Origin of the sequence: Actinoplanes auranticolor (genome assembly GCF_018332655.1) — a bacterium.
In the GTDB taxonomy this organism is placed as follows: Bacteria; Actinomycetota; Actinomycetes; order Mycobacteriales; family Micromonosporaceae; genus Actinoplanes; species Actinoplanes auranticolor.
This window is the reverse complement of record NZ_BOQL01000028.1, coordinates 12339-35953: the sequence shown is the minus strand read 5'-3', so window position 1 is coordinate 35953 and position 23615 is coordinate 12339. Positions and strand designations below refer to the sequence as shown.

26 protein-coding genes are annotated in these 23615 nt (G+C 71.8%); 16 read left to right on the top strand and 10 right to left on the bottom strand.

The window, feature by feature from the left end:
* Positions 1–195: 195 nt before the first annotated feature.
* Positions 196–2514 carry a M48 family metallopeptidase gene (locus tag Aau02nite_RS18400; RefSeq protein ID WP_246595253.1) on the bottom strand — a complete coding sequence of 773 codons (2319 nt, stop codon included), beginning with the start codon at positions 2512–2514 and terminating at the stop codon, positions 196–198.
* Between the two features lie 212 nt (positions 2515–2726).
* Between Aau02nite_RS18400 and Aau02nite_RS18395 the strand changes: the two genes are divergently transcribed.
* Together Aau02nite_RS18395 and Aau02nite_RS18390 are read left to right on the top strand one after the other, a co-directional pair.
* Positions 2727–3941 (top strand): cytochrome P450, encoded by a 1215-nt coding sequence (locus Aau02nite_RS18395; RefSeq protein WP_212989683.1) that lies wholly within the window; start codon positions 2727–2729, stop codon positions 3939–3941.
* Positions 3942–4046: 105 nt separating this feature from the next.
* Positions 4047–5183, top strand: coding sequence for a hypothetical protein (locus tag Aau02nite_RS18390; protein ID WP_212989682.1), 1137 nt, complete (start codon positions 4047–4049; stop codon positions 5181–5183).
* 121 nt (positions 5184–5304) lie between these two features.
* Here Aau02nite_RS18390 and Aau02nite_RS18385 read toward each other — a convergent pair whose 3' ends face one another.
* Entirely contained in the window at positions 5305–6825 is a 1521-nt protein-coding gene (locus Aau02nite_RS18385) for a beta-N-acetylhexosaminidase (RefSeq protein WP_212989681.1), read from the bottom strand.
* Between the two features lie 114 nt (positions 6826–6939).
* Here Aau02nite_RS18385 and Aau02nite_RS18380 point away from each other — a divergent pair, with 114 nt between their 5' ends.
* On the top strand, positions 6940–7488 hold the full coding sequence (locus Aau02nite_RS18380) for a GNAT family N-acetyltransferase (RefSeq protein WP_212989680.1): 549 nt from the start codon (positions 6940–6942) through the stop codon (positions 7486–7488).
* 19 nt (positions 7489–7507) lie between these two features.
* On the opposite strand, the gene Aau02nite_RS18375 is transcribed toward Aau02nite_RS18380, so the two are convergent.
* Both Aau02nite_RS18375 and Aau02nite_RS18370 read right to left on the bottom strand, forming a co-directional pair.
* On the bottom strand, positions 7508–7996 hold the full coding sequence (locus Aau02nite_RS18375; protein WP_212989679.1) for an NUDIX hydrolase: 489 nt from the start codon (positions 7994–7996) through the stop codon (positions 7508–7510).
* A 42-nt stretch (positions 7997–8038) separates the two neighbouring features.
* Positions 8039–8881 carry an LLM class flavin-dependent oxidoreductase gene (locus Aau02nite_RS18370; RefSeq protein ID WP_212989678.1) on the bottom strand — a complete coding sequence of 281 codons (843 nt, stop codon included), beginning with the start codon at positions 8879–8881 and terminating at the stop codon, positions 8039–8041.
* Positions 8882–9007: 126 nt separating this feature from the next.
* Here Aau02nite_RS18370 and Aau02nite_RS18365 point away from each other — a divergent pair, with 126 nt between their 5' ends.
* Both Aau02nite_RS18365 and Aau02nite_RS18360 read left to right on the top strand, forming a co-directional pair.
* On the top strand, positions 9008–9832 hold the full coding sequence (locus tag Aau02nite_RS18365; RefSeq protein ID WP_212989677.1) for an ATP-binding protein: 825 nt from the start codon (positions 9008–9010) through the stop codon (positions 9830–9832).
* Positions 9833–9869: 37 nt separating this feature from the next.
* Positions 9870–10382, top strand: a complete 513-nt coding sequence (locus Aau02nite_RS18360; protein WP_212989676.1) for a GNAT family N-acetyltransferase — start codon at positions 9870–9872, stop codon at positions 10380–10382.
* On the opposite strand, the gene ybiA is transcribed toward Aau02nite_RS18360, so the two are convergent.
* Positions 10372–10929 (bottom strand): riboflavin biosynthesis intermediates N-glycosidase, encoded by a 558-nt coding sequence (ybiA, locus tag Aau02nite_RS18355; protein WP_246595252.1) that lies wholly within the window; start codon positions 10927–10929, stop codon positions 10372–10374. The two genes, Aau02nite_RS18360 and ybiA, sit on opposite strands and share 11 nt — an antisense overlap.
* Before the next feature lie 184 nt (positions 10930–11113).
* The gene (locus Aau02nite_RS18350) at positions 11114–12070 is read right to left on the bottom strand and encodes a helix-turn-helix transcriptional regulator (protein ID WP_246595251.1); all 957 of its coding nucleotides are present in this window, start codon (positions 12068–12070) and stop codon (positions 11114–11116) included.
* Between the two features lie 62 nt (positions 12071–12132).
* On the opposite strand from Aau02nite_RS18350, the gene Aau02nite_RS18345 reads away from it, so the two are divergent.
* The 5 genes from Aau02nite_RS18345 to Aau02nite_RS18325 all read left to right on the top strand — a co-directional run bounded on the left by Aau02nite_RS18345 (position 12133) and on the right by Aau02nite_RS18325 (position 18418).
* Complete coding sequence (locus Aau02nite_RS18345) at positions 12133–13113, top strand: ABC transporter ATP-binding protein (RefSeq protein ID WP_212989675.1); 981 nt, start codon at positions 12133–12135, stop codon at positions 13111–13113.
* Positions 13114–13116: 3 nt separating this feature from the next.
* The gene (locus Aau02nite_RS18340) at positions 13117–13854 is read left to right on the top strand and encodes an ABC transporter permease (RefSeq protein ID WP_212989674.1); all 738 of its coding nucleotides are present in this window, start codon (positions 13117–13119) and stop codon (positions 13852–13854) included.
* 137 nt (positions 13855–13991) lie between these two features.
* A complete protein-coding gene (locus Aau02nite_RS18335; RefSeq protein ID WP_212989673.1) occupies positions 13992–15095 on the top strand; it encodes a magnesium and cobalt transport protein CorA in 1104 nt (367 codons plus the stop codon).
* The gene (locus Aau02nite_RS18330; protein ID WP_212989672.1) at positions 15092–15598 is read left to right on the top strand and encodes a GrpB family protein; all 507 of its coding nucleotides are present in this window, start codon (positions 15092–15094) and stop codon (positions 15596–15598) included. Before Aau02nite_RS18335 ends, Aau02nite_RS18330 begins: the two co-directional genes overlap by 4 nt.
* Before the next feature lie 234 nt (positions 15599–15832).
* Positions 15833–18418: a lipopolysaccharide biosynthesis protein gene (locus Aau02nite_RS18325; RefSeq protein ID WP_212989671.1), complete on the top strand. Its 2586-nt coding sequence runs from the start codon at positions 15833–15835 to the stop codon at positions 18416–18418.
* Between the two features lie 118 nt (positions 18419–18536).
* Here Aau02nite_RS18325 and Aau02nite_RS18320 read toward each other — a convergent pair whose 3' ends face one another.
* From Aau02nite_RS18320 to Aau02nite_RS18310, 3 genes are all read right to left on the bottom strand, one after another.
* Positions 18537–19154 (bottom strand): hypothetical protein, encoded by a 618-nt coding sequence (locus Aau02nite_RS18320; RefSeq protein WP_212989670.1) that lies wholly within the window; start codon positions 19152–19154, stop codon positions 18537–18539.
* 110 nt (positions 19155–19264) lie between these two features.
* Positions 19265–19750 (bottom strand): GNAT family N-acetyltransferase, encoded by a 486-nt coding sequence (locus Aau02nite_RS18315; protein WP_212989669.1) that lies wholly within the window; start codon positions 19748–19750, stop codon positions 19265–19267.
* A gap of 24 nt (positions 19751–19774) precedes the next feature.
* Entirely contained in the window at positions 19775–20242 is a 468-nt protein-coding gene (locus tag Aau02nite_RS18310) for an Lrp/AsnC family transcriptional regulator (RefSeq protein WP_246595250.1), read from the bottom strand.
* 71 nt (positions 20243–20313) lie between these two features.
* On the opposite strand from Aau02nite_RS18310, the gene Aau02nite_RS18305 reads away from it, so the two are divergent.
* The 6 genes from Aau02nite_RS18305 to Aau02nite_RS18280 all read left to right on the top strand — a co-directional run bounded on the left by Aau02nite_RS18305 (position 20314) and on the right by Aau02nite_RS18280 (position 22790).
* Positions 20314–20787, top strand: a complete 474-nt coding sequence (locus tag Aau02nite_RS18305; RefSeq protein WP_212989668.1) for a DUF2000 domain-containing protein — start codon at positions 20314–20316, stop codon at positions 20785–20787.
* Between the two features lie 72 nt (positions 20788–20859).
* Positions 20860–21210 carry a DUF2750 domain-containing protein gene (locus tag Aau02nite_RS18300; protein ID WP_212989667.1) on the top strand — a complete coding sequence of 117 codons (351 nt, stop codon included), beginning with the start codon at positions 20860–20862 and terminating at the stop codon, positions 21208–21210.
* A gap of 67 nt (positions 21211–21277) precedes the next feature.
* Positions 21278–21541, top strand: coding sequence for a Flp family type IVb pilin (locus tag Aau02nite_RS18295; RefSeq protein WP_212989666.1), 264 nt, complete (start codon positions 21278–21280; stop codon positions 21539–21541).
* 2 nt (positions 21542–21543) lie between these two features.
* Positions 21544–21975, top strand: a complete 432-nt coding sequence (locus Aau02nite_RS18290; protein WP_212989665.1) for a response regulator — start codon at positions 21544–21546, stop codon at positions 21973–21975.
* Between the two features lie 35 nt (positions 21976–22010).
* Entirely contained in the window at positions 22011–22367 is a 357-nt protein-coding gene (locus tag Aau02nite_RS18285; RefSeq protein WP_246595249.1) for a PRC-barrel domain-containing protein, read from the top strand.
* 57 nt (positions 22368–22424) lie between these two features.
* On the top strand, positions 22425–22790 hold the full coding sequence (locus Aau02nite_RS18280) for a nuclear transport factor 2 family protein (protein WP_212989664.1): 366 nt from the start codon (positions 22425–22427) through the stop codon (positions 22788–22790).
* A 7-nt stretch (positions 22791–22797) separates the two neighbouring features.
* Here Aau02nite_RS18280 and Aau02nite_RS18275 read toward each other — a convergent pair whose 3' ends face one another.
* A complete protein-coding gene (locus Aau02nite_RS18275) occupies positions 22798–23544 on the bottom strand; it encodes a nucleotidyltransferase domain-containing protein (protein WP_212989663.1) in 747 nt (248 codons plus the stop codon).
* Positions 23545–23615 lie beyond the last annotated feature (71 nt).

Genomic DNA, 23615 nt, shown 5'->3' with positions numbered 1-23615 from the left:
AGCGCCCCTCCCCCCTGTCAGTGACGATCATCGCCGCTTCGAGTGGCCTTCATCTACCCAATTCGGCGAAGGGTAAGCGAACGAACATGGCACCCATCATGACCCCTGGTAACAAGTTCGTGACTCATCCCGTCGGAATGATGTCTCTGTCTTCACCACGGGCGACGGCGCCGAACGGTTCAGCCGGCCGGGCAACTATCGGGTACGGGACAGGAAAGCCACGGCGTCGTCGAGGGCGGCCCAGCCACCGGGCAACTCGTCGGAATCGAGGGCGGTCCGCACACTGATCGTCCCGCCGTCGCGCAGGCTCAGATCCCAGCCCCTGCGCCGGGTCCGGGTCGCACCGGCCACCTCGGCGAACGGCACGAACCGGCTGCCGGGCGCGGTCTCGTCGCGCCGCGGCACGTCGGCGGCGGCGAAGCGGGCGAGCCGCCGCTTCGCCGAACCGTTCTGCGAGCGCGGCAGCCCGGGCACGAGGAACAGTCCGGTGTCGACGATGAGCACATCGGTCCGGACGCCGTCGACCACCAGGTTGACGACGCCCCCGACGACCTCGGGCCGGGTCTGGGCGGTGTCCGCGCCGGCCACGGCGGCCGGGTCGATGTGCAGCTCGGCCAGCCGCTCCCGCGCGGTGGCGACCGTCGCCGGATCACTGGCCAGCGCGGCGAGCCCGCCGAGGTCGAGATGGGCACCATCGGCGGCGATGAGCTCGGCGTTGCCGGTCCAGCTGTGCCGCCAGCGCGCCGCGCCACTGCGCAGGGCGGCCAGGGCGAGCAGCAGGGTGACCAGCTCGGCGACCCGGCCGGCGGTCTCATCGGCCGGCAGCCCGGCGAAGACCGACTCGGCGGCCTTGTACAGCCGGCCGTCGGCGGCGAGATCGAGAACGTCGGCGGCGGTCGCGACCGGAACGCCGGCGGCCCGGGAGATCGTGGCGAGAGCGCCGTCGGCTTCCCGCTGCATCTCGACCGTACGGGCGGCGCCGAAGAAGGAGTCCCAGTCCACGGTCGTGCGGCCCTGCGCGGGGAAGGCGACGCCCTGCAGCGCCCGTCCGAGGCCGGGCAGGTCGGGCACCAGCTCCCCGGCCGGCGCGCCGAACGCGAACCCGGTCGTTGTGGCGCCGGCGGCACGGGGTGGGGGCGTTCCTCCGCCGCCGTCAGGGTCGGGCCCGACCGTGCTGTCTCCGCTCTCGGAAGCCGGCCGGCTTCCTCCGGTCCCGGACGCCGGCGGGTCCTCGGACGTCAGCATGCCGCCCGCGCCGCCCATCGAGGTGAGAGGTTGTTCGTGCTCGGGCCTGGCCGGGAGCAGCGTGGGTGACTCCGGCCGATCGACCGCCGTGCCGGGCGATTCCGCCGGCTTCGCGGCCTTGTCGCCGCCCGGTCCATCAGGTCGGTCGGGCTCGTCGGACCCATCGCCCGATTTGTCACCGCTCGGCCCGCCGGTCCCGACGCCTGATCCGCCGACGTCTGATCCGCTGCTGCCCGGTCCGGCCGAGGTCGCCGCGGTGCCGGAAGCCGACACCGCCGCGCCGACCAGCTGTGGCTCGTCCGGAGCGGATTCCCGCTCGTCCTCGCCGGGCGTCCGGGGCGTGACGACCGGTGCCGCGGTCAGCGCGGCCAGCCGTTCGGTGACCGGCGGGTGGGTGTCCCATGTGGACGGAGCGCCGGAGTCGCGGGCGCGCAGCACCGCCACGTCGTCCGCCCGGGCCGCGAGCACCCGCAGGAACCCGCCGAACAGGTCGTCCGGCACGTGCCCCGCCTGCCAGCCCGGCCCCAGGTACTCCGCGTGGAAGATCCGCTGCAGGGCGTCCAGCGCGGGCAGGTCGCGCAGCACCGCGGTGGCGGCTTCGCGGCCGGCGTACTCGGCGGCGATCTGGTCGGCGGTCAGCTCCTGGGCGCGGCTGAACGGTGCGTCGATCCGGTGATAGAGCTTCGCGTACGTCCGGAGCAGTGGCCCGGCCGGATTGCGCCGCGGGATGCGCGGCACGGTCCGGCCGACCGCCACCCGGCCGCGGTAGGCCAGCGGCGCGAGCGCGCCCAGCCGGGGCGAGAAGTGGCCGAGCTCGTGGGCCGCCACCGCGCGCAGGTGCGCCTCGTCCCAGGCTTGCAGCAGCGGCAGGCCCAGGTAGAGGTCACGGCGTCCGCCGAGCAGTCCGAGCAGGCGGGTGCGTTCGATGATCTTCGCGGCCGCGTCGGCGACGATCGTCACGCGGTCGGGGGTGCGGGTGCCGGCCGCCGCGGCCGCTCCGTCGAGCAGCTCCCACAGCCGCGGGGCGTCCGCGCGGGTCACCGGGATGCCGACCGGCTCCGGGCGGCGGGTGTGCAGGGCCCGCCAGGTCGCGTACGCCATCACGCCGACCGTCGCGATGCAGACCGGCAGGCCGAGCCGCAGGGCCGCGGCGCCCGGCAGCATCGAGAGCAGCAGCAGGACCGGCACCACGACCAGCGCGAGCTGCACCGCCGCGACGAGCAGGAATCCGGCCAGCGCGGTCGCCGATGCCAGCACCCTCTTCTGCACGCGGCAAGCCTAGGGCCGGCCTACGACAACGCCACGGCCGCCGCTCCGTCCGACGGTCACGATTGAGCCCCGAACAAGGGTGGTGACGTGCGCGGATCCGGCGTGGCGGCCCGCCGTACCGGGAAAGAAGATTTAAGGAAGATTTCGGGACGTTCACGCTTGCGACACAACGCCGCCGTTTCGGCGGCGGCCTCGGGGGGATGCACGACCGCATGGCAAACCTCGATCAGACTCTCGTCGCCGGCATCAAGGGCTACGCCTGGCTGCCCGACCTGCGCCGCAAGCACCACGACCGGCCCGTGCCCCTGCGGGTGCTGGGTCAGCGGGCGGTGGCCGTCTGCGGACCGGAGGCCGTGCGGTTCTTCTACGACGAGAGCCACGTCGAGCGGCACACCGCGCTGCCGCATCCCGTCGTGGCCACACTGTTCGGCAAGAATGCCGTGCACACGCTCGACGGTGCGGCCCACCGGCACCGCAAGGCGCTGTTCGTGGCTCTGTTGATGAACGACGGCATCGACGTGCTGGCCAAGCTGGTCGGTGAGTCGTTCGACGAGGCGGCCGAGAGCTGGCGCGGCCGGTCGTCGGTGACCCTCTTCGACGAGGCGGCGCTGGTCATCGCCCGCGCGGTGACCCGGTGGGCCGGCATCCCGGTGACCGACGACGAGCTGCCGAAACTGGCCGCGGACCTGGTCGCGATGGTGGACGGCTTCGCCACCCCGGGCCCACGGCACTGGCGGGCCCTGGCGGCCCGCCGCCGGCGTGAGCGCTGGCTGGCCGCCAAGATCGAGGGGGTACGCAGCGGCGACGTCATCGCACCGGCCGATGCGGCGATCACCACGATCGCGCACTACCGCGAGGACGGCGAGCCGCTCGAGCCCCGTACGGCGGCCGTGGAGCTGATCAACATCCTCCGCCCGGCGACCGCCGTCGCGTGGTTCCTCGCGTTCAGCGCGCACGCCCTGGACCGCTGGCCGCAGCACCGCCGGCCGTTGCGCGACGGCGACGACGAGTTCACCGCTGCCTTCGTGCACGAGGTGCGCCGCTTCTATCCGTTCGCGCCGTTCCTCGGTGGCCGGGCGGTCGAGGACCTGACGTTCGCGGGCGAACGCATTCCGAAGGGTGCCCTGGTGCTGCTCGACGTCTACGGCCAGAACCACGACAACCTGCTCTTCCCGCAGCCCTACGAGTTCCGCCCGGAGCGGTTCGTGGACCGGCCGATCGGCGAGTTCGACCTGATCCCGCAGGGTGGCGGCGATCCCCGGACAGGCCACCGCTGCCCGGGGGAACAGATCACAGTCGCTTTGCTGGGCACCCTGGCGCAGCGGCTGGCCCGGCTCGACTACTACCTGCCCCCGCAGGACCTGAGCATCAATCTGAGCCGCATCCCGGCCCGTCCCGCGAGCGACGTGGAGATCGTGGTTCCCTGAGCGCGCGGGACCTCTTACGAGGCCCTTACAGTCCCGCCGGACACCTCGCGCCGGGCATCGACAGCTGTGACGCTGATGGGCAGTCACCTATCGAGGGAGATGTCCATGGGGGCAACGATGCGGCGTGCGCCGGTGGCGGCACTGGTCGGCGCGGTCGCCGTCAGTCTGGCCGGCGCGGTGCCGGCCGGGGCGGCGGCGTCCTGGCGGATCGTGGCGGAGCCGCCGCTGAGACCGGCGAGCCGGCTGGTCGACGTCAGCGTGACCGGGCCGGCCGACGCCTGGGCAGTGGGCTACCAGGACAACAGGTACGGTCACATCCCCGCCCAGCCGGCCGCTCTGGTGCGGTGGGACGGCCGGACCTGGTCGGAGAGCCTCCTGCCCGCGGAGTTCGACTCACCGGAGGCGGTGTGCGCGGTGACCCCGGCGAACGTGTGGGCGGTCGGACAGGACGACCGGCAGCTGCCGTACGCAGCCCATTGGAACGGCACGGCGTGGCAGGGCTATCCGGTGCCCGACCAGGGCCGATTCAGCGATGTGTCGGCCCGCAACGGCAAGCCGCTGGTCGTCGGTGCCCGGCGCGCGGGCGGCGCCCTGGTCATGGAGTGGGACGGCCGGCGGTTCACCGAGGTGGCCGTGCCGGGCAGCGATGCGTGGAGCAGCAGCCTGCACGCAGTGGCGTCCGCACCGGGCGGCGCGGCGTTCGCGGTCGGCTCGTGGCACGTCGACGACGCCGGATATCCGGAACCCCTGATCGTGCAGCGCACCGGAGGCACCTGGCGGGTCGCAACGCTGCCCAAGGTGCTCAGCGCCCGCCTGACCGGCATTCACGCCCGCTCGGCCACCGACGCCTGGGCGGTCGGCACGATCGGGTACGACACCACCCGCCCGCAGCCGCTGATCATGCACTGGGACGGAACCTCCTGGCAGCGCGTGACCCCGCCGACCGGGTCAGCCGACCTGTGGGCCGTCGGCGGCGACGCCGCGGGCAACCTGTGGGTGACCGGCAGCAACCCCGCGGAGCCGTACGGCGTCTCGTATCCGGGCTCGCTGTTCCTGCGCTACCAGGCGAAGAAGTGGAGCGTGGTCTACGGCCCGAAGGTCCGCGCCGACGATCCGTTCTGGGCCGCCGACCCGTTCCTGTCAGCGGTGGAGAACGTCCCGGGCACCTCGGCGTTCTGGGGAGTCGGCACGGTCTCGGATCCGGCCAAGGACCACGTTGCCCTGGTGGAACGGATCGGTTGACGCTAGCCGGCCGGCGGCGCTGACGAGGTCGAGGCTTCCCGTTTCGTCACTCGGCGGCGCTGTGCGCGGACCGCACGGTCAGCGTGACGCTAGCCGTCGCGGTCCGCGATGCCGCGATGCCCTAGCTCCAGGGGATCTCCGGGGACGGGTGGAAGGCGACGCCCTGGTGGCGCCAGCGGGGGGCGAACGCCGCCAGCCGTCGCTGGAAGGACTCCCAGTCGTGGGTCTCCCGCGGAGACCAGCCGATCTCCGCGACAGCCGGCAGGCGGGGGTAGGTCATCGTCTGTGCGTCGGTGAGGCTGCGCAGCGTCTCCGACCACAGCGGCGCTTCGACGCCCAGCAGCGATTCCTCGCCCACGCCGGGGAGCCGGTCGGCCGGGTCCCAGTCGTACGCCCGCTGCACGTCGATCACGCCGGCCCAGTCCAGGCCGGGCCGGGTGTCCGGGGTGTAGCGCATGTCGAGGTAGGTCCGGTCGGCCGGCGAGATGATCACCTTGCTGCCGTTCTCGGCGGCGCGGGCGGTGCCCTCGTCGGTTGCCTCGATGCGCCAGTACTGGGCGATCGCTGTTTCCGGGAGCTCCACGCCGGCCATCTCGTGCCAGCCGACGACGCGCTTGCCGTACTTGGCGACCAGGGGCAGCACCCGCTGGATGAACGTGCGGTAGTCCTCGGCCGTGGTGGCCTGGGCCTCGTCGCCGCCGATGTGCAGGTACGGGCCCGGGGTCAGCGCCGCGACCTCACGCACGACGTCCTCGACGAACGCGTACGTCTCCTCCTTGTCGGCGACCAGGGAGCTGTAGCCGACCTCCATGTCCGTACGCGGCGCGGGCGCCACCCCATCGGCGGTCAGCTCCGGGTACGCCACCTGGGCCGCGTTGACGTGTCCCGGCATGTCGATCTCCGGCACGATGGTGACGAACCGTTCCGCCGCGTAGCCGACCAGCTCGGTGTAGTCCTCCCGGGTCAGGTAGCCCGGCCCGGCCCCGTCCACCCCCGTGCCCTCGCCGCCGCTGATCTCGGTCAGGCGGGGCCAGCCGTCGATCTCCAGCCGCCAGCCCTGGTCATCCGTCAGGTGCAGGTGCAGGTGATTGATCTTGAACTGGACCAGCGAGTCGATGTACGCCTTGATCTCGGCGACGGTGAAGAAGTGCCGGGCGATGTCCAGCATCGCGCCGCGGTAGGCGAACCGCGGCCGGTCGACGATCTGCCCGCCGGGCAGCACCCATGCCTCCCGCTGCGGGGTCGTCGCATCGATCGCGGCGGGCAGCAGCTGCCGCAGCGTCTGCACCGCGGCGAACAGACCAGCCGGCGCAGCGGCCCGCACGGTCACACCGGAGGCGCCGATCTCGAGCCGGTAGCCCTCGTCGCCGTCCTCGTCGTCGTCCGCGTCGCCGTCGCCGTCCGGGTCGAGCAGCAGGGCGATCTCGCCGGACTCCTCACCGACCGGCAGGGCGTAGCCGGTGGCCGGGCGCAGCAGCGTGGCGAGGTGGTCACCGATGCGGCGGGCCTCGGCCGAACCGGGCGCCGTGCGGATCGCCGTACCCTCGCCGAGGGTGAAGTCGGCGGCCGGGTCGGGCCGCACCTCGGCCGGCACGGGAATCACGTCGCCGAGCCCTCTGCGCTGGATTGCCGGTTCGCTCACCGCTTCATCCTCCCGTTCCGGACCGTCGATCGGTCGGTCGGCACGACTCTAAACCCTCTTTCCAGTTTCAGGACGCCCCGATGGCCCGCGTCACGCCGCCGTTATCGTGACGCCATGGCGATCACCATCCGGCGCGCGGTCCCGGCGGACGCCGCTGAGCTGCACCGGCTCGCGGCCGACACCTTCGCTCTGGCTACCCCGCCGGGCACGCTTCAGACCGACATCGAGGCATTCATCGCCGAGCATCTGGCGCTGGCGAGCTTCGAGAAGTATCTGGCCGATCCGGCGCGGATCCTGCTGCTGGCCCAGGAGGCCGGCGAGGCCGTCGGGTACGCGATGCTGATCGGCGGCCCGGTCCAGGACCCGGAGCTGGCCGCCGTCATCCGTGCCGCCGACGACCCGGGTGCGGCGCCGGCCATCGAGCTCAGCAAGTTCTATGTCGCCGCGCGCAATCACGGCTCCGGCATCGCCGCGAAGCTGATGACGGCGACGCTGGAGGCTGCCGTCGCGACCGGGGCGCGACTCTGCTGGCTGGGGGTCAACCAGCGCAACGAGCGCGCCGCGAAGTTCTACGCCAAACACGGCTTCGAGATCATCGGCACGAAGAAGTTCCTGGTCGGCGACGTCTGGCACGACGACCACGTACGAGCCCGCAGGCTCTGAGCCGCAGGCCGGCCGGCGCTCAGGGGTGGTGGACGGCCGGGGCGCTGAACCAGGCCGCCGCGCCGGGTGTCAACGCGTACTCGAGGCGGCGGCGGTTCAGGTCGTTGATCGGCGGCAGGTCGTCCAGCGCGAACCAGCCCACGGCCAGCGACTCGTCGTCGTTCACCCGGGCCTCGCCGCCGATCGCGCGACAGCGGAAGGTGATGTCGACGAACTCGGTCCGGTCGCCGTTCGGGTACGTGTTCGGCGGCTGGGTCAGCACGCTGGTGACCCGTTCCGGCACCACGTGGACGGCGGTCTCCTCGTACACCTCGCGGACGGCCGTCTCCGCCGGCTGCTCGCCCGGGTCCATCGTGCCCGCGATCAGCGCCCAGCTGCCGTTGTCCGCGCGCCGGCCCAGCAGCAGCCGGCCGGCATCGTCGAAGACGACCGCCGTGACGCCCGGCAGCAGGAGCATCCGGTGTCCGACGACTTCCCGCAGGCTGTGCAGGTACGGCGAAATGGGCATGTCGGACAAGATAGTCGACCGCCGTCCGGCATACCGCTCGTGTCAGCCGACCAGGGGGCGCACCTCGGTCGCCACGGCCCGGACGAAGCCTTCTGGATCCGGGTCGTCGACGGTCGGCTGGAGGACGACCGTGGTGGCTCCGGCCTCGGCGAAGAGGGCGACCGTCTCGGCCACCGCCTGCGAGTCACCCGCCACTCCCGGGAAGTCCATGCCGTACCGCTCCTGCTGGCGGGCCATACGGTCGGCTGCCGTCGGACCCAGGGCAGCCGGCAGGAAGACGACCAGCTGGTGACCGTCCGGCGCACCGATGTGCTCGCGGGCCGCCCGCACGCCGTCCGGCGAGGTGCCGCCGGTCAGGATCGTGCCGTCGCCCAGCTCGCCGGTGAGCCGCAGGGTCTTGGGACCGGTCGCGCCGACGAGCAGCGCGGGTGGCTGCTCCGGCGGCCAGTCGAGCTTGACCTGTTCCAGCTGGACGTAGCGGCCGTCCGTGGTCACGCTCTCGCCGTTCAGCAGCGCCCGCAGTGCGGTGGCCTGCTCCCGCAGCATGGTCATCGGTGACGCCGCCTTGACGCCGACCTGCTTCATCCACTCCTGCACGCCGTGCCCGACGCCGACGATCGCCCGGTCGCCGAACATCCGGTGCAGCGTGGCGACCTCCATCGCGGTCAGGGCGACGTTGCGCAGCGGCACCGGCAGGATGCCGATGCCGACCCGCAGCCTGGTCGTCCAGGCCAGCGCGGCCGCGGCGGCCGAGACACCGCCGTTGAGGAAGCAGTCCTCCCACAGCCAGAGCTGCTCGAGGCCGGCCTCGTCCGCGGCACGGGCGATGCTCCGCAGCCGCTCGGGAGGATTCTGGGGCAGGAAGATGGCGCCTAGTCCGGTCACCCGTCCATCCTGCCCGGCGAAGCCGGACGACTGAACCCGTACGGGTGAGCTTCGTTGACCCGTCGCCGGCCCCGGCCGACACTGCCTGATACCCGGACCGACGTGTCGAATGAGGAGCCGCGTGCCATGGAGGCGAACCCTCCGTACCTGTTCCTGCCCGCGCTCGACGGGGCCCGCGCCCAGGTCTCGGTCACCGCGGACGTGGACGGCGCGGTCATCGACATCGCGGTACGCGGCGACTGGCATCCGCAGCTGGGCGCGACGGTGGCGCTGGAGATCGGCCGCTGCCTGGCCGAGAGTCCGGCCGCCATCCTCATCGACGTGGCGGGTGTGACGGACCCGGCGGCCGACAGCGTGCCGGTGTGGCTGTCCGCCACCCAGGCCGCCGCGGCGGCCGATCCCCCGGCCCGGCTGGCCCTCTGCCTGCCAGCCGGCACGCCGCTCGGGCAACGGCTGAGTCAGGTCGGCACCCATCGCTACCTGCCGGTCTTCACCACGGTCGCGGAGGCCCGGGAGTCGCTCACCGGCAATCGCCCGCTGACCGACGTGGTCCGGATGCGCCTGCCACCCTCGCCCGTCTCTCCCGGCGTCGCGCGCAACCTCGTCGGCGGCGCCTGCCACGCCTGGAACCTCGGCCCGCTGCTGCATCCCGGCCGGGCGGTGCTGTCCGAGCTGGTCGCCAACGCGGTCGAGCACGCCCGTACGGAGATGGAGGTGTCGATCTCCCGGCGTGGCACCGCCCTGCACCTGGCCGTCCGGGACCGCGACCCCACGCTGCCCCGGATCATCGACCCCTGCCCGGTGGATCCGGAGCTGCCCCTCAACGAGCGCGGGCACGGCCTGCGCGTGGTGCACGCGGACTCGGTGGCCTGGGGCGCCATCCCGACCGCGGGCGGCAAGATGGTGTGGGCCACGGTGCGCGACCGCGCGGGCCACCACCGCCGCTGGTGACGGGCGGGCCCGCCCCGGCCGCGATAATCTGCGTCGCATGAGCGCGAGCGTCCGGGCTGCCACCTCCGGCGACGTGGCGGCCATCTGCCGGATCTGCACCGCCGCCTACCGCGACACCTACGCCGGCCTGGTCCCCGATGACTACGTCGAACGGGTCATCGCCGAGTTCTACGAGCCCGGGCGGGTGACCGGGGAGATCGCCGCGAACCCGCCCGCCTGGCTCGGCTATCAGGTCGTCGAGGAGGACGGCCGGGTGCTGGGCACGGCCGGCGGGGGCACGACCGCACCGGGCGTCGGTGAGCTCTTCGTCATCTACCTGGATCCGGCCGAACGCGGACACGGGCTCGGCACCCTGCTGCTGAACCGGATCATCGAGCAGGTGACCGCGCTCGGCGCCCGGGAGGTGTGGGCGTCGGTGGTCGTGGACAACGACAAGGGCATCCCGTTCTACCGTGCCCGCGGCTTCGAGCAGATGGGCAAACGCAAGGCCTACGGCGCCGGCCCGGACGACGACGTGTGGACCTGGCGGATGCGCCGGCTCATCCCCTGAGCTGCTCCCGGGCCGCCATCAGGGCGAAGCCGAGCAGGTTGAGCCCAGGCCACCGGGCGGGATCCGCCGTCCGCTCGTCGGTCGCCGCGAGCCCGATGCCCCAGATCCGGTCCGTGGGGCTCGCCTCGACCAGGATCCGCTCGCCGGTGCCGAGCAGAAAGTCACACAGCTCGGGACGCTGGCCGAACTTCTCCGCACTGGCCTGCGTGACGATGGCACGGCGCTGGTCGGCCCAGGTCTGCTCGTCGAAGCCGCGGACCCGGCGGCCCAGCATCTTGGCCTGGCGGGGGTGACTGGCCGCAACGATGCGGTGGGCGGTCTCCTCGTCGCCGAAGAGCAGCGCCTTGCGCCACATCATGTAGTGCTCCGCCGTGCTGAACCGGACACCGTCCACAGTGAACGCCGACGGCCACCACTGGCTCAGGCAGCCGGTGCCGATGCTGCCGTCACGCTGCGGACGGTGGCCCCAGAAGAACACGTACTTCAGCCGCCGGCCCGCACGGGTCAGCTCGATGACGTCCTCGACATTGCCCGGCACCTGATCCACGCGGGAAGTATGCCGGTCCCCTCCGACATTCTCAGCCGGGTTTCACCGGATCCGGCGACCGCCCGGATCGCCGTCTTTCCACTGTCGACTATCCCATCCTGCGGGATAGCGGCACCGAAACTGTCGTACCCGGTCGATAGGTTTCTCGTGCGGATCGGCGCCACGGGGGCGCCGATCCGTCCAGCTAACGATCGGCCCCGCGCAGCAGCGTTTCGCCTGCTGCGCGGGCCTGATCGCGCAGTTCCGGAGGCGACTCGACGGTGAAGTCGGCGCCCAGCATCCCCAGCACCATGACCGGCCAGCTGAGGTCGTCCACGTTCATCCGCAGCCGGGAGCTGGCCGCCGACACCGGCTCCACCGTGCCCCACTGCCCCACGAATTTCTGCACGTCCGGCGCGGGCCGGCCGACGACCACCGACACGTCGTAGCGGGTCGGCACCGCAGCCAGCCGGCTGCGCATCCAGGCCACCGGATCGCCGCCCGGGATCTCCCGCGGGCGGAAGCGGGCGCCGGTGAGCTGCGGCCCGGTCAGCCGGTCGATCCGGAAGCTGCGCCAGTCACCGCGGTCGAGGTCCCAGGCCACCAGATACCAGCGGCGGCCGAGCGAGACCAGGCGGTGCGGCTCGACATAGCGTGACGATCCGTCGCCTTCCCGGGGCGTGTAGGCGAAGCGCAGCCGCTCCTCGCCGCGGCAGGCGAGCGCGATCGTCGTCAGGGTCGCCGCGTCCAGGGTGGGACCGCCGCCGAGGACACCGGGCGCGGTCGCCGCCTGCAACGCGTCGATGCGCTTACGCAGCCGGGGCGGGAGCAGCTGGATGACCTTCGCCAGGGCACGCACCGAGGTCTCCTCGAAGCCCGCCACCGCGCCCGCGGCCGCGGTGCGCAGCCCGACCGCGATGGCGACCGCCTCCTCGTCGTCCAGCAGCAGCGGTGGCACCGCCGCGCCCGCCTGCAGCTGATAGCCGCCGGCGACGCCGCGGGCCGCATCGACGGGGTAGCCCAGCTCGCGCAGCCGGTCGACGTCGCGGCGCAGGGTGCGCGGGCTGACCTCGAGCCGGTCCGCCAGCTCGGTGCCGGGCCAGTAGCGGTGGGTCTGCAACAGGGAGAGCAGTCGCAGCATCCGGGCACTCGTGTTCGCCATACCGCCAGTCTCCGTTTGATTGCGGTCAGGAAGTGGCCGCATCTCACCCTAGCGTCGTGCCCATGATTGAGACACACGAGCTGACCAGGCATTTCAAGGACGTGCAGGCGGTGCGCGGGATCAACCTCACCGTCGCCCCGGGCGAGCTGGTCGCGCTGCTCGGCCCGAACGGCGCCGGCAAGTCGACCACCCTGCGCATGCTCACCACCCTCATCCCGCCGACCTCGGGCACCGCGAAGGTCGCCGGCCACGACGTGGTGCGCGCCCAGCGCGAGGTGCGCTACCGCATCGGCTACATCGGCCAGGGCAACGGCGCCGCGCACAGCCAGCGCGGCCGGGACGAGCTGATCAGCCAGGGCCGCGCGTACGGGATGAAGGTCACCGAGGCCCGGCGGCGGGCCGCCGAGCTGATCGAGTCGCTCGACCTCGGCGCGGTCGCCGACCGGACCGTGTCGACGCTCTCCGGCGGTCAGCGCCGCCGGCTCGACATCGCGATGGGCCTGATCCACGCTCCCGAGCTGCTCTTCCTCGACGAGCCGTCGACCGGGCTGGACCCGCAGAACCGCGCGAACCTGCAGCAGCACATCGTCGAGCTGCGCGAGCGGTACGGCACCACGATCGTGCTGACCACCCACTATCTCGACGAGGCGGACGCGATGGCCGAACGGGTCATCGTGATCGACCACGGCCGGATCATCGCCGACGACACCCCGGCCCGCCTCAAGGACGAGCACGTCGGTGACCGGATCATCCTGGGCTTCGCGCACGAGAGCGACGCCGCGGCGGTCGCGTCCCGCGTCCCGCACAAATTCCACCGGTCCGGTACCGAGCTGACCATCTCCGTCCCGGGCGCTCCCCGTCTGGTCACCGGGCTGCTCGACGACCTGCGCGCCTGGGGGCTGCCTCCGGCCGAGGTCGAGGTCAGGCGGGCCACGCTCGACGACGTCTTTCTCCAGCTGACCGGACGCAGCCTGCGCGAGGGCGGCGCCGCCCGGTCCGCCGGCGATACCGAGGACACCGAACCCGCACTCGTGGAGGTCTGAGTCATGACCAATCTCGTCACCGATACCGGCGTGGTGTTCAGCCGTGAGCTGCGGCCGGTCCTGCGCAACCCGTTCTCCGTCGTCTTCGCAATGGTCCAGCCGTTGGTCTTCCTCGGCCTCTTCGCGCCGCTGCTGCCCGACGACCTGAGCCTGCAGTGGTTCGTGCCCGGCATCGTGGTGATGTCCTGCCTGTTCGGCACCTCGATGACCGGTTCCAACCTGCTCTTCGAGATCCAGACCGGATCCCACGAGCGGATGCTGGTCACCCCGCTGCGCCGGCCGGCCCTGCTGATCGGGCGTGCACTCAAGGAGATCGTGCCGGTCGTCGTGCAGGCGGCGGTGATCGTGGCGCTCTGCCTGCCGTTCGGCTTCGATCTGCACCTGGCCGGCACGTTGCTGGGCCTGGTCATCCTGTCGGTCTTCTGCCTGGGGCTCGGCTCGCTGTCGTACACGCTGGCGCTGGCGGCGAAGAACCAGGAGTGGCTGTTCTGGACCGTGCAGCAGACGCTGCTGTTCCCGCTGCTGCTGCTCGCGGGGATGCTGTTGCCGGTCGAGGCCGGGCCCGGCTGGCTGCAGGCGCTGTCGCGGTGGAATCCGCTGACCTACGTGGTCGAGGCGGAGCGGGCTCTGTTCGCGGGCGACGTCTGGGCGTCGACGACCGTCACCGGCGCGATCGCGGCAGTGGCGGTAGGCGCGTTCGGCCTGCTGGTCGGAACCCGGGCGATGCAACGCTCGGCCTGATCCGCATCGGCCGGGCCGGACGAGCCGGCCCGGCCCGCGGGGGTGCGAACCCGGCACGGGCAGACGGTGCGGCACGGGCGGGCGGTCAACCGCTACCGTCATCCCCGGACGGCCGGCGAGCGATGGGGGAACCGCGGATGTTCGGATTGCGGCGGCGCGAAACGCGCTCCCTTCCGCGTACGCTCGGCCGGCTCCTCGAGGGACTGGCCCGTCCGGTGCCCGCCGAGCCGGAGCCCCAGCGCCGCAATCCCGACGCGGTCGTCGACTGTGCCGTCTATCACGAAGGTTCGCGCCGGCCCGGAGCCATGCACTACGCCCACGCCGTCCGCCAGGCGCAGCGGCAGAAGGACGCCTTCGTGTGGCTCGGGTTGCACGAGCCCGACGAGCCCACGATGGCCGCGATCGCCCGGGCCTTCGGCCTGCACGAGCTCACCGCCGCGCAGGCCGCCGAGGCCGGGCACCGGCCCGCCGCCGAGGTGATCGGGGAGGTCACCCGGCTGGTGCTGCGCACCGCGCGGTACGTCGAGCACGAGGAGCTGACCGAGAGCTCCGAGGTGGTGGACACCGGCGATGTCACCGTGCTGATCGGGGACCGCTTCGTCATCACCGTGCGGCACGGGGCCGCGGGCGCGCTGCGGCCGGTCCGCGAGGAGCTGGAGCAGCGGCCCGCCCTGCTGGCCGAGGGTCCGTGGGCGGTCGCGTACGCGGTCAGCAGCCGGATGGTCGACCTCTACCTGGAGGTCGCCGCGCACGTGGAACACGACCTCGAGGCGCTGGAGGAAGTCTCCTTCTCCGCCAGCCGGCCGCCCGAAATCGCCCACATCTACCAGCTCAAACGCGAGATGGTGGAGTTCAAGCGGGCGGTGTTGCCGTTGCAGGAGCCGTTGCAGCGGCTGCTCGACCGCGACGTCGTGCCGGCGGGGCTGTACCCGTACCTGGTCGACGTGCGGGGGCGGCTGAACCGGGCGGTGGACCGGGTGGCCGGTTTCGACGACCTGCTGAACTCGATCCTGCAGGCCCGGCTGGCGCAGGTGTCGGTGGACCAGAACAACGACATGCGCAAGATCGCCTCGTGGGCCGCGATCGCCGCCGTGCAGACCGCCATCGCCGGCATCTACGGGATGAACTTCGATGTCATGCCCGAGCTGCGCTGGAAGTACGGCTACGCGGGCGTGCTGCTGCTGATGGCCGGGGCCGCGGTGCTCCTGCACCGGCGTTTGAAGAAGGTGGGTTGGCTGTGACGATCGCGGAACCGGACCCGCGGTGGGCCGAGCTGGGCCGGCAGGCCTGCGTCGTGCTGGCACCGCTGTTCCTGACGGTCGAGCACGTCGGCAGCACCGCCGTGCCCGGGCTGCCGGCCAAGCCGGTGATCGACCTGATGGCCGGTCTCGAGGATCTCGACGACGTCAACACCAGTGCGCTGGCGACGTTCGGCTACCGCAAGGTGGCCACCGACATGCCGCAGCGCCTCTTCTACCGGCGGGAGGACTACGACAGCACGGCGTACCACCTGCACGTCGTCACCGCGGAGAGCTGGCCGGTGCGCAACGAGCGGCTGCTGCGCGACCATCTGCTCACCCATCCCGCCGACCGGGACCGGTACGCCGCCCTCAAGCGCGAACTGATGGCCAAGTTCGGGCCGGGTGACGCGTACACGCGGGGTAAGACCGAGCTGATCCAGGAGCTCACCGACGCGGCCCGGGCCGAGCGGGGTCTACCCTCCGTACCGGTCTGGGAGGAATAGCTCCCGACCGTGTCCCGGCTCACCCACGGGGCATCGGACGTTACGGCTGTGACCAGGCATAACGCCTGAGGTCCCAGCCGCATCAAAGATCCACCGAACGGTCCCGGACCCGTCCCCCGGTCCGCCCGGTCTCCACTCCGGACAGTATGCGGAGTGTGCACCACTCTGCCGTGGCAGTCGAATACTCCGGGTAACTACCGTTTGGTTTCGATCACTGCACTGGGGGCGGTAGTAGTGGAAAGTACGGTCACCGAGGTCGTGCCGGAGAGCCTGGATGCCGGACCGGAGGGCCCTGGCCGTGGTGGCCTGGTCACCGTGCTGCGCGGGCATCTGGACCTGTTCCTGAACGCCGGTTCGCTGATGGCCACGACCGCGATCACCTCTCTGTTCGGCTTCGCGTACTGGTGGCTGGCCGCCCGTACCGCACCCGCCGAGGCCGTCGGCCAGGCGTCCGCGGCCGTGTCCGCGATGACGCTGATCGGCACGATCGGCATGTTCGGCATGGGCACCATGCTCATCTCCGACCTGCCCGCGCTGCGCGGCCGCAAGTGGGAACTGATCTCCACGTGCCTGCTGGTCGCCGGCAGCGCCGCGACCCTGGGCGGGCTGAGCTACGTCGCGCTCGCCCACCTGGCCGTCCCCGGCCTGCAGAACGCGCTCGGCAGCACGGCCGCCACCGTGCTGCTGGTTTTCGGCGTCGCGCTCAACGCGATGACCCTGGTCCTGGACGAGGCCCTGGTCGGGCTCCTGCAGGGGCCGTTGCAGCTGATGCGCAACGCCTGGTTCTCCGTGGTGAAGCTGGTCCTGCTGGGCGTGCTCGCCGTCCTGCCACTCACCCTGACCGGCGGCGAACTGCTGCTCACCTGGATCGCCGGCATGGTGCTCTCGGTGGTGATCCTGGGCCGCACGCTGCGGCGCAAGGGCATGGTGGATTCGGTACGCCCCCGCGTGTCCCTGCTGCGGGGCCGGGGCCGGGCGACGTTCGACCACAACCTGCTCAACCTGGCCACCTACCTGCCCCGCGCGGCGCTGCCCCTGGTCGTCACCGCGGTGCTGTCGGCCGAGGCGAACGCGTCCTTCTACACCGCGTTCATGGTGCTGTCGTTCCTGGCGATGGTGCCGGGCAACGTGGCGCTGACACTGTTCGCGGTGGCCAGCGGCGACAAGGCCGCCCTGCGCTCCAAGGTGCGGATGGGCCTGCTCATCTGCCTCGGGGGCGGCCTGCCGGTCTCGCTGATCGTGGTCTTCTTCGCCAAGCCGATCATGGGCCTGTTCGGGCCGAGCTACGCCGAGTCGGCGGGCACCGCGCTGATGATCCTGGCCCTGACCTACGTGCCGTTCGTGTTCCACCACTTCTTCCTGGCGATCTCCCGGGTGCAGGGCCGCGTCCGGGGCGCCGGCATCTTCTCGGTCTTCGCCGGCGTCACCGAGCTCGTCGCCGCCTGGTACGGCGGCAGCCGCGGCAGCCTCACCGAACTCGTCACCTGGGTGGCGGTGGTGATGGCAGCCGAGATGGTGCTCGTCGCGCCGACCGTGCTGCGGGTCGTCTTCGCCCGTCCGCCCCTCGAGGAGAACATCATGTCCACCACCAGCCTGACTCTGCGCGAGCGCGCCTGGCTGCCGCTGGAGTACATCCGTACCGTCGGCCCGCTGACCGGGGTGACCGCCGAGCGGTTGCGGACCGCCCTGATCGGCCTGCACGCGGCCGACCCGGCCCACCGGGCGGTGTCGCGCCTCGACCGCTCCGGCGCCCAGTGGCTGCACATGGACGCGCCCACGTTCGCCGCCTATGTGCGGGAGGCGGTCACCGACCTCGGTGACGGGCCGGCCGACTTCGACGCGATGACCCGCGAGCTGCAGGCCGAGCCGCGCGGTCACCACCCGGTGCGGATCCTGGCCGGCGGCGGGTACGTGGCGATGAAGGTGGCGCACGCGTACGGCGACGCGGGTCCGGTGAACACGCTGCTCCGGGAGCTGATCCGGGCGGCCGGCGAGGAACGTGCCGCGCACATCGCCCCGTCCGTCCGGCACCGGTGGGCGCTGCCCAAGGCCTGGTGGAAGCAGTTCGGCACCAAGCCGGGCCGGTGGAAGCAGGGGCTGAGTTTCGCGCGGCCGCCGCACCTGCCGGAGGTGCCGACGCGGCCCTGGACGCCGGGGCTGACGGTGGAGACCACCCGCTCGGCGGAGGTGCTGGGCAAGATGCGCACCTGGCGTGACCAGCACGCGCCCGGCGTCACCACCTCGGCGATCACGTTCGCGGCGTTCACCGCGGCGCTGCGCGAGCTGGGCCTGAACCCGGACCTGTCCGGCGGCACCTTCCTGGCCGACGCCCGGCGCTACGTGGACCAGGGGGTCAGCATCGACAGCAACTTCTGCATGGGCCCGTACCTGAGCCCGCCGAGCCTGACCGACCCGCAGGCGATCCACACGACGCTCAAGGCGGAGCTGGCCACCGGCCGGATCCTGACCATGATGCTGCTGCGCGAGGGCAAGATCGCGGTGACCGGCGCGCCGGCCCTGCCGGACCCGTACCCGTCGCAGGTGGCGATGGAGCCGCGGCCGCGGCTGACCTTCAGCAACCAGGGCCGGCACGACGTGCTCGCCGATCTGCCCTGGGCGGTCGACGCCGCCGGGCGGGTGAACCAGAGCGTGCCGACGCTGAACGGTCCGGAGGGCATCACGCTCACCACGTCCGAGATGGGCGGGGTGCTCCACCTGGAGGCGACGTTCCACGCCTCGACGTACGACCCGGCCGTGGTGGCCCGGGCGCTGGAGCTGGTCTGCACCGACCCGGCCGCGCTGATCATGGCGACCCGCTGAGGGATGAGGACTTACGCGCGGCCGGCCGCCCCCGCCGGCCGCGCGTAATCGAACCGGGAAGAGGAAACGCGCGGGCCGGCCGTCCGGCCGCCCGCGCGTTACTTCAGTGAACCGGACGTCAGCGCTGCCCGCCCGTGGTGCCGCCCTTGTGGCCGCCCTGGTGACCACCGTTGTTGCCACCCTGGTGACCACCGTTGTTGCCACCCTGGTGACCACCGTTGTTGCCACCCTGGTGACCACCGTTGCCGCCACCGTGGTTACCGCCACCGATCGGGCCGCCGTTGCCCGGGCGGAACGCGACGACCGGCATGGCGATCCCGAACGTCTTGCGCACGGGGCGGTCGAAGCGGCCGCAGTTGTCGTACACGATGGTCGCGCGCAGCAGCGCCACGCCGGAGCGGTTGAAGTCCGCGTTCACCCGGAAGGCCGTGAAGTCGGTGCGCCCCGGGCGCAGCGAGTCGCCCCGCGAGAAGGACGTCGAGCGGGCGTTGCGCGGGTAGTCCACGTCGACACGCCGGCCGTTCACGAAGACCTGAGCGTCACAGATGCGGCGGTCCGTCTGCCAGCGGATGCTGACCCAGGTGTCCACGTTGGCCCGCACGCGCTGCACGAAGTTGGAGACGGGCTGCGGTCCCCGCGGTGCCGCTTCCGCAGCGGTGGGCGCCACCAGCGACGACATGCCAACCGAAGCGACGGTGGCGGCCACGAGGGCTCCGATACGCCGAGACTTGTTCATCCCATTTCCTCCGAAACTAGTTCGTTGTCAGGCCGAGGGCTGGCCTGACGTGGATCAGGTTATGGGCGATTTGCCGTCTACTACGGGATTTGGGGGCGTTTCGGGACGATTCATAGCTTTTTAACCATTACGTGGAGGCCCACTAGTCCTTTCGACTGATGATCGAATGCCTCGGGAACCGTTCCGATGATCACGAATCCCAGGGACTGCCACAGGTGCACCGCAGCGGCATTGACCTGCACCACCGCGTTGAACTGGATGCTGTGGTAGCCGCTGCGCCGGGCCCATTCCACGACGTACTCGCCCAGCGCCCGGCCCACGCCACGGCCGTGCCGGCGCGGGTCGACCATGAAACTCCCCGTGGCGACGTGCGCGCCGCGGCCCGGCCGGTTGGGCCCCATCTTGGCCGAACCCAGGACCTCGTCGCCCTCCACCGCCACCACGGTCAGACCGGGCGGCTGCTCCATCCACAGGGCCCGCGCCTCGTCCGGGCCGAGCCCGAGCGGGTACGCGTACGTCTCGCCGGCCTCCACGATCTGCGACCAGAACGGGTAGATCCGGGGCCAGTCCTGCTCTGTCGCCTCTCTGATCCGCATGCCCCGACCCTAGGGGGCACCGGCTCAGGGGGCGACGGGGCTGATCCGGTCGTTGCGCAGGTGCTCGTAGACCACCGAGGTCCGTACGTCCGCCACGTGCGCGTGCCCGGTGAGCCGGTCGATGACGAAGGCATAGAGGCTCTCGTTGTCCGGCACCGCCACGTGGATCAGAAAGTCCTCCGAGCCGGTGGTGACGAAGACGCCCAGCGTGTCGGGCAGAGCCGCCGCCCAGTTCCGGAAGGCCTCGATGTTCTGCCGCGACGGCGGGCGGATCCGGACCGCGATCAGTGCCTGCACCGGGCGGCCGATCGCGGCCAGGTCGACGGTGAGGCTGGCACCCCGGATCACGCCCCGCTCGCGCAGCGCCCGGGTGCGGTCCAGCGCCGTGGTCGGCGAGACCCCGACCGCGGCGGCGATGTCGCGGTTGGTGCGCCGTGCATCAACCTGCAGTTCCCGCAGCAATGCCGTATCAAGTTCGTCCAGGTGCGCCATTGCCGCAGTGTAGCCGGATTAAATACGGATTCCTTGTCAGCCTCCCGCGCAAATGCCTACCGTCTCCCACTATGAACGGCGTTAATCAGGTGGGCTTCGAGCCCGAGGAGATCCGTACCGACGAGCCGACCCGCTCCGCCCGGCTCAAGTGGGTGATCGTCGTCGATGAGGCGCTGCCGGCCGGGCGCGCCACCAACGCGGCCGTCTGTGTCGCGTCCGCCACGACAGCCGCCGTGACCGGGCTGCTCGGGCCCGACGCCAAGGACGCCGACGGCTCCGTACACCCGGGCCTGCCCTGGGCGGGCTGCACGGTGCTGGGCGCTCCGGTCGCCCGGCTCACCGAGATCCGTACGCGGGCGGCCGGGTCGCTGGGCGTCTTCGTCGCCGACATGCCGGTCCAGGGCCAGGCCACCCGGGTCTACGACGAGTACCTGCGCCAGGTCGGGGAGACTCCCGGCGCCCAGCTGGCGTACCACGCGATCAGCTTGGTCGGGCCGCGCAACCGGATCGACAAGCTCGTGCACCGCCTGGGCCTGCTCGCTTGATTTAACCGTTCAAATCACCGATAAAGCTCCGATACGCGACGATAGGGACGGTTACCGACAGAGGGAGACGGCATGTCGCTCAGTGCGGCCCATTCGGCGGCGTTCCGCCGCGAGGTCCCCCGGGAGGGCCGGGTCTGGTCGATCCGGGACGCCGCGGGTCACCCGGCCCCGGCGGACGAGGCCGGCCGGCGCGCCATGCCGTTCTGGTCCAAATCCTCGCGGGCCGAGCGCGTGGTCGGCGCGGTGCCGGCGTACCGGGGGTTCGACGTGGTGGAGATCCCGGTGGACGACTGGCTGGACAGCTGGCTGCCCGGCCTGCGCAGTGACGGCCTGCTGGTCGGCGTGAACTGGGCGGGCGCCCGCGCCACCGGTTTCGACGTGGCACCCGAGCAGGTCGCCGGGTGGTTCACTGAGCTGCCCTGAACCCTTAAGTGGATCCCGGCGGCACCGATACAGACGGCGCCAGGTCGCGTACCGCCGGAGGAGACCGTTGTCCGCCACGCACCCTCATCGGCGCCCAACCCGGGCCGCCGTTGTCGAGTATGCCCTGCTCATCGGCCTCATCATCGTGATCGTCGTCGCGTCGGTGACGCTGCTCGGCGGCGACCTCGGCGCGATGGTCACCGGCCTCGCGCAGCACCTCGACGCGTCCGGGGGTGACAACGCCCAGGCACAGCTGGGTATCGGTCACGAGGGCCGGTGGTCACGGACACCGGCACCCCCTATGCTTGCCGAACTGCAAACAAGGGGGTAGCGGTGCGGAGTCTCGAGATCCTCGTCGTTGATGACGACGATGCCGACGCCCTGATGATCTCGGAGGCGCTCGAGGGCTCCGAGCAGCAGACGACGGTCAACCGGGTGGCGGACGGGCGGGAAGCGCTCGACTATCTGCTGCGCACGGCGCCGTACGAGGACGCCCAGCGCCCGGATCTGATCCTGCTGGACCTCAACATGCCGCGCATGGACGGCCGCGAGACGCTCGCGGCGATCAAATCCGACGAGCGACTGAAGACCATCCCGGTGGTCATCCTGACCACCTCGGGCGCGGCGCCGGACATCGCGTCGAGCTACCAGCACCGGGCGAACGCGTACGTGACCAAGCCGTTCGGGCTCGACGAGTTCGAGGCGACGGTCCGCACGATCGACCGCTTCTACCGCGAAGTGGCGCTGCTCCCGCCGGGCGACTGAGCGCCGGTTACCGCGCATCCCCGCGGGGTACCAGCATGACCATGTCGGACAACACTGCTCCCGAAGACCTCGGAGCCCCGCAGTCGTTCCTCGTCCTCGCCGACGGCACGCCGGTCTACGACCGCGCGGGCGACAAGGTCGGCACGGTCGCGCACGTTCTCTCCGACGATCGGGACGAGATCTTCCAGGGCCTGGTCGTGAAGACGGCGGACGGTCACCGGTACGCCGCCGCGACCCAGATCGACGGCCTCTTCGAGCACGGCGTCATCGTGGCGGTCCCCGCGACGGACCTGCACGAGCCCACCGAGGAAACAATGGCCAAGGCCGGCGACGACGACTCCTTCACCGACGGTCTGCGCCGCGCCTGGAACTGGCTGGTCCAGCCGAAGTGATCCCCCCGTCCCGCCGGGCGCCGGCCATCGCCTAGCGTCGGTGGCAGGAGGTGGCCGGTGGACGAGAAGGAGTTACGCGCGGCGGAACGCCGCCTGCAGGCCGCCCAGCTGGCGTCGGACGTGCCCGCGCTGGACGAACTGCTCGACGACAGGCTGATCTTCACCGGGCCCGACGGTGCGCTCTACGGCAAACAGGACGACCTCCGCGTGCACCGTGCCGGCACCCAGGTGATCGACGCCCTGCACGAGGAGGAACTGACCGTGCTGGTCGCCGGGCGCACCGGGATCACCTGGTTCCTCGGCGGCCTGCGCGGCAGCATCGACGGCACGCCGTTCGAGGCCCGGATGCGCTACACGCGGACGTGGGTGCACGACGACGAGCACGGCTGGCGCATCATCGCGGCCCACGCGAGCGTCGTCTGAGCCGGTCTCAGCCGTCCAGCACGACCCGCAACAGGCCCATCATGTCGGCGTGCCGGCGCACCGGACTGCGATACAGCGCCGGTCCGCCGACCCGGACGCGCAGGGCCTCCCGGATCACCCGGTGCCAGCGCTCGTCGTAGGTCCGCAGGGCATAACCGGCGGCCTCGGTCTTGGCGGTGACCCGCCCGGCGGCGAGCGTGTGCCGCAGCCGGACGGCGCCGAGGACACCCCAGGCGGTCGCCCAGGCGCTGAAGCCGATCGGGCCACGTGCGGTGACGGCACGCCAGCGGGTCCAGTAACCCGCGAGATTGTCCCGGGTGCCCTCGGCCAGCGCCGGCCAGTCGGTGTGGACGCCGAGCTCCGCCACGGCGGGACCCCGGACCGCGACCCCGCTCTGGGCGAGCACATGCCAGGTGACGAGATGGCGCTCGAAACGAGACCGGTGCTCGACCCGCCACTCGTGCACGGCAGGACCGGGCGGGCACGTGGCCGGATCCCGCCGGAGGTCCTCGGCGGTGACGTACAGACCGTCGAAGTACGGCTTGCGGTGTGCTCTCCGCAGGTCGGCGTGCACGGCTTGCAGCGCGGGCAGGTCCGGCGTACGGGAAACGACCGCGACGAAATCGATATCGCTGACCCCGGGCCGGTAGTCCCCGAGCGCGACCGACCCCTGCAGGTAGAGGCCGCGGACCAGGCCGGGCGCATGCCGGTCGGCCAGGTCGAGATAGGTCGCGCAGATCTCCTCGACGGTCACCCGCGTCACGGTAGCCCCACGATGGAAACGCGGGGGCCGTCGCGGCGCTCCTCCCGGCCTGGCGGCCGTCA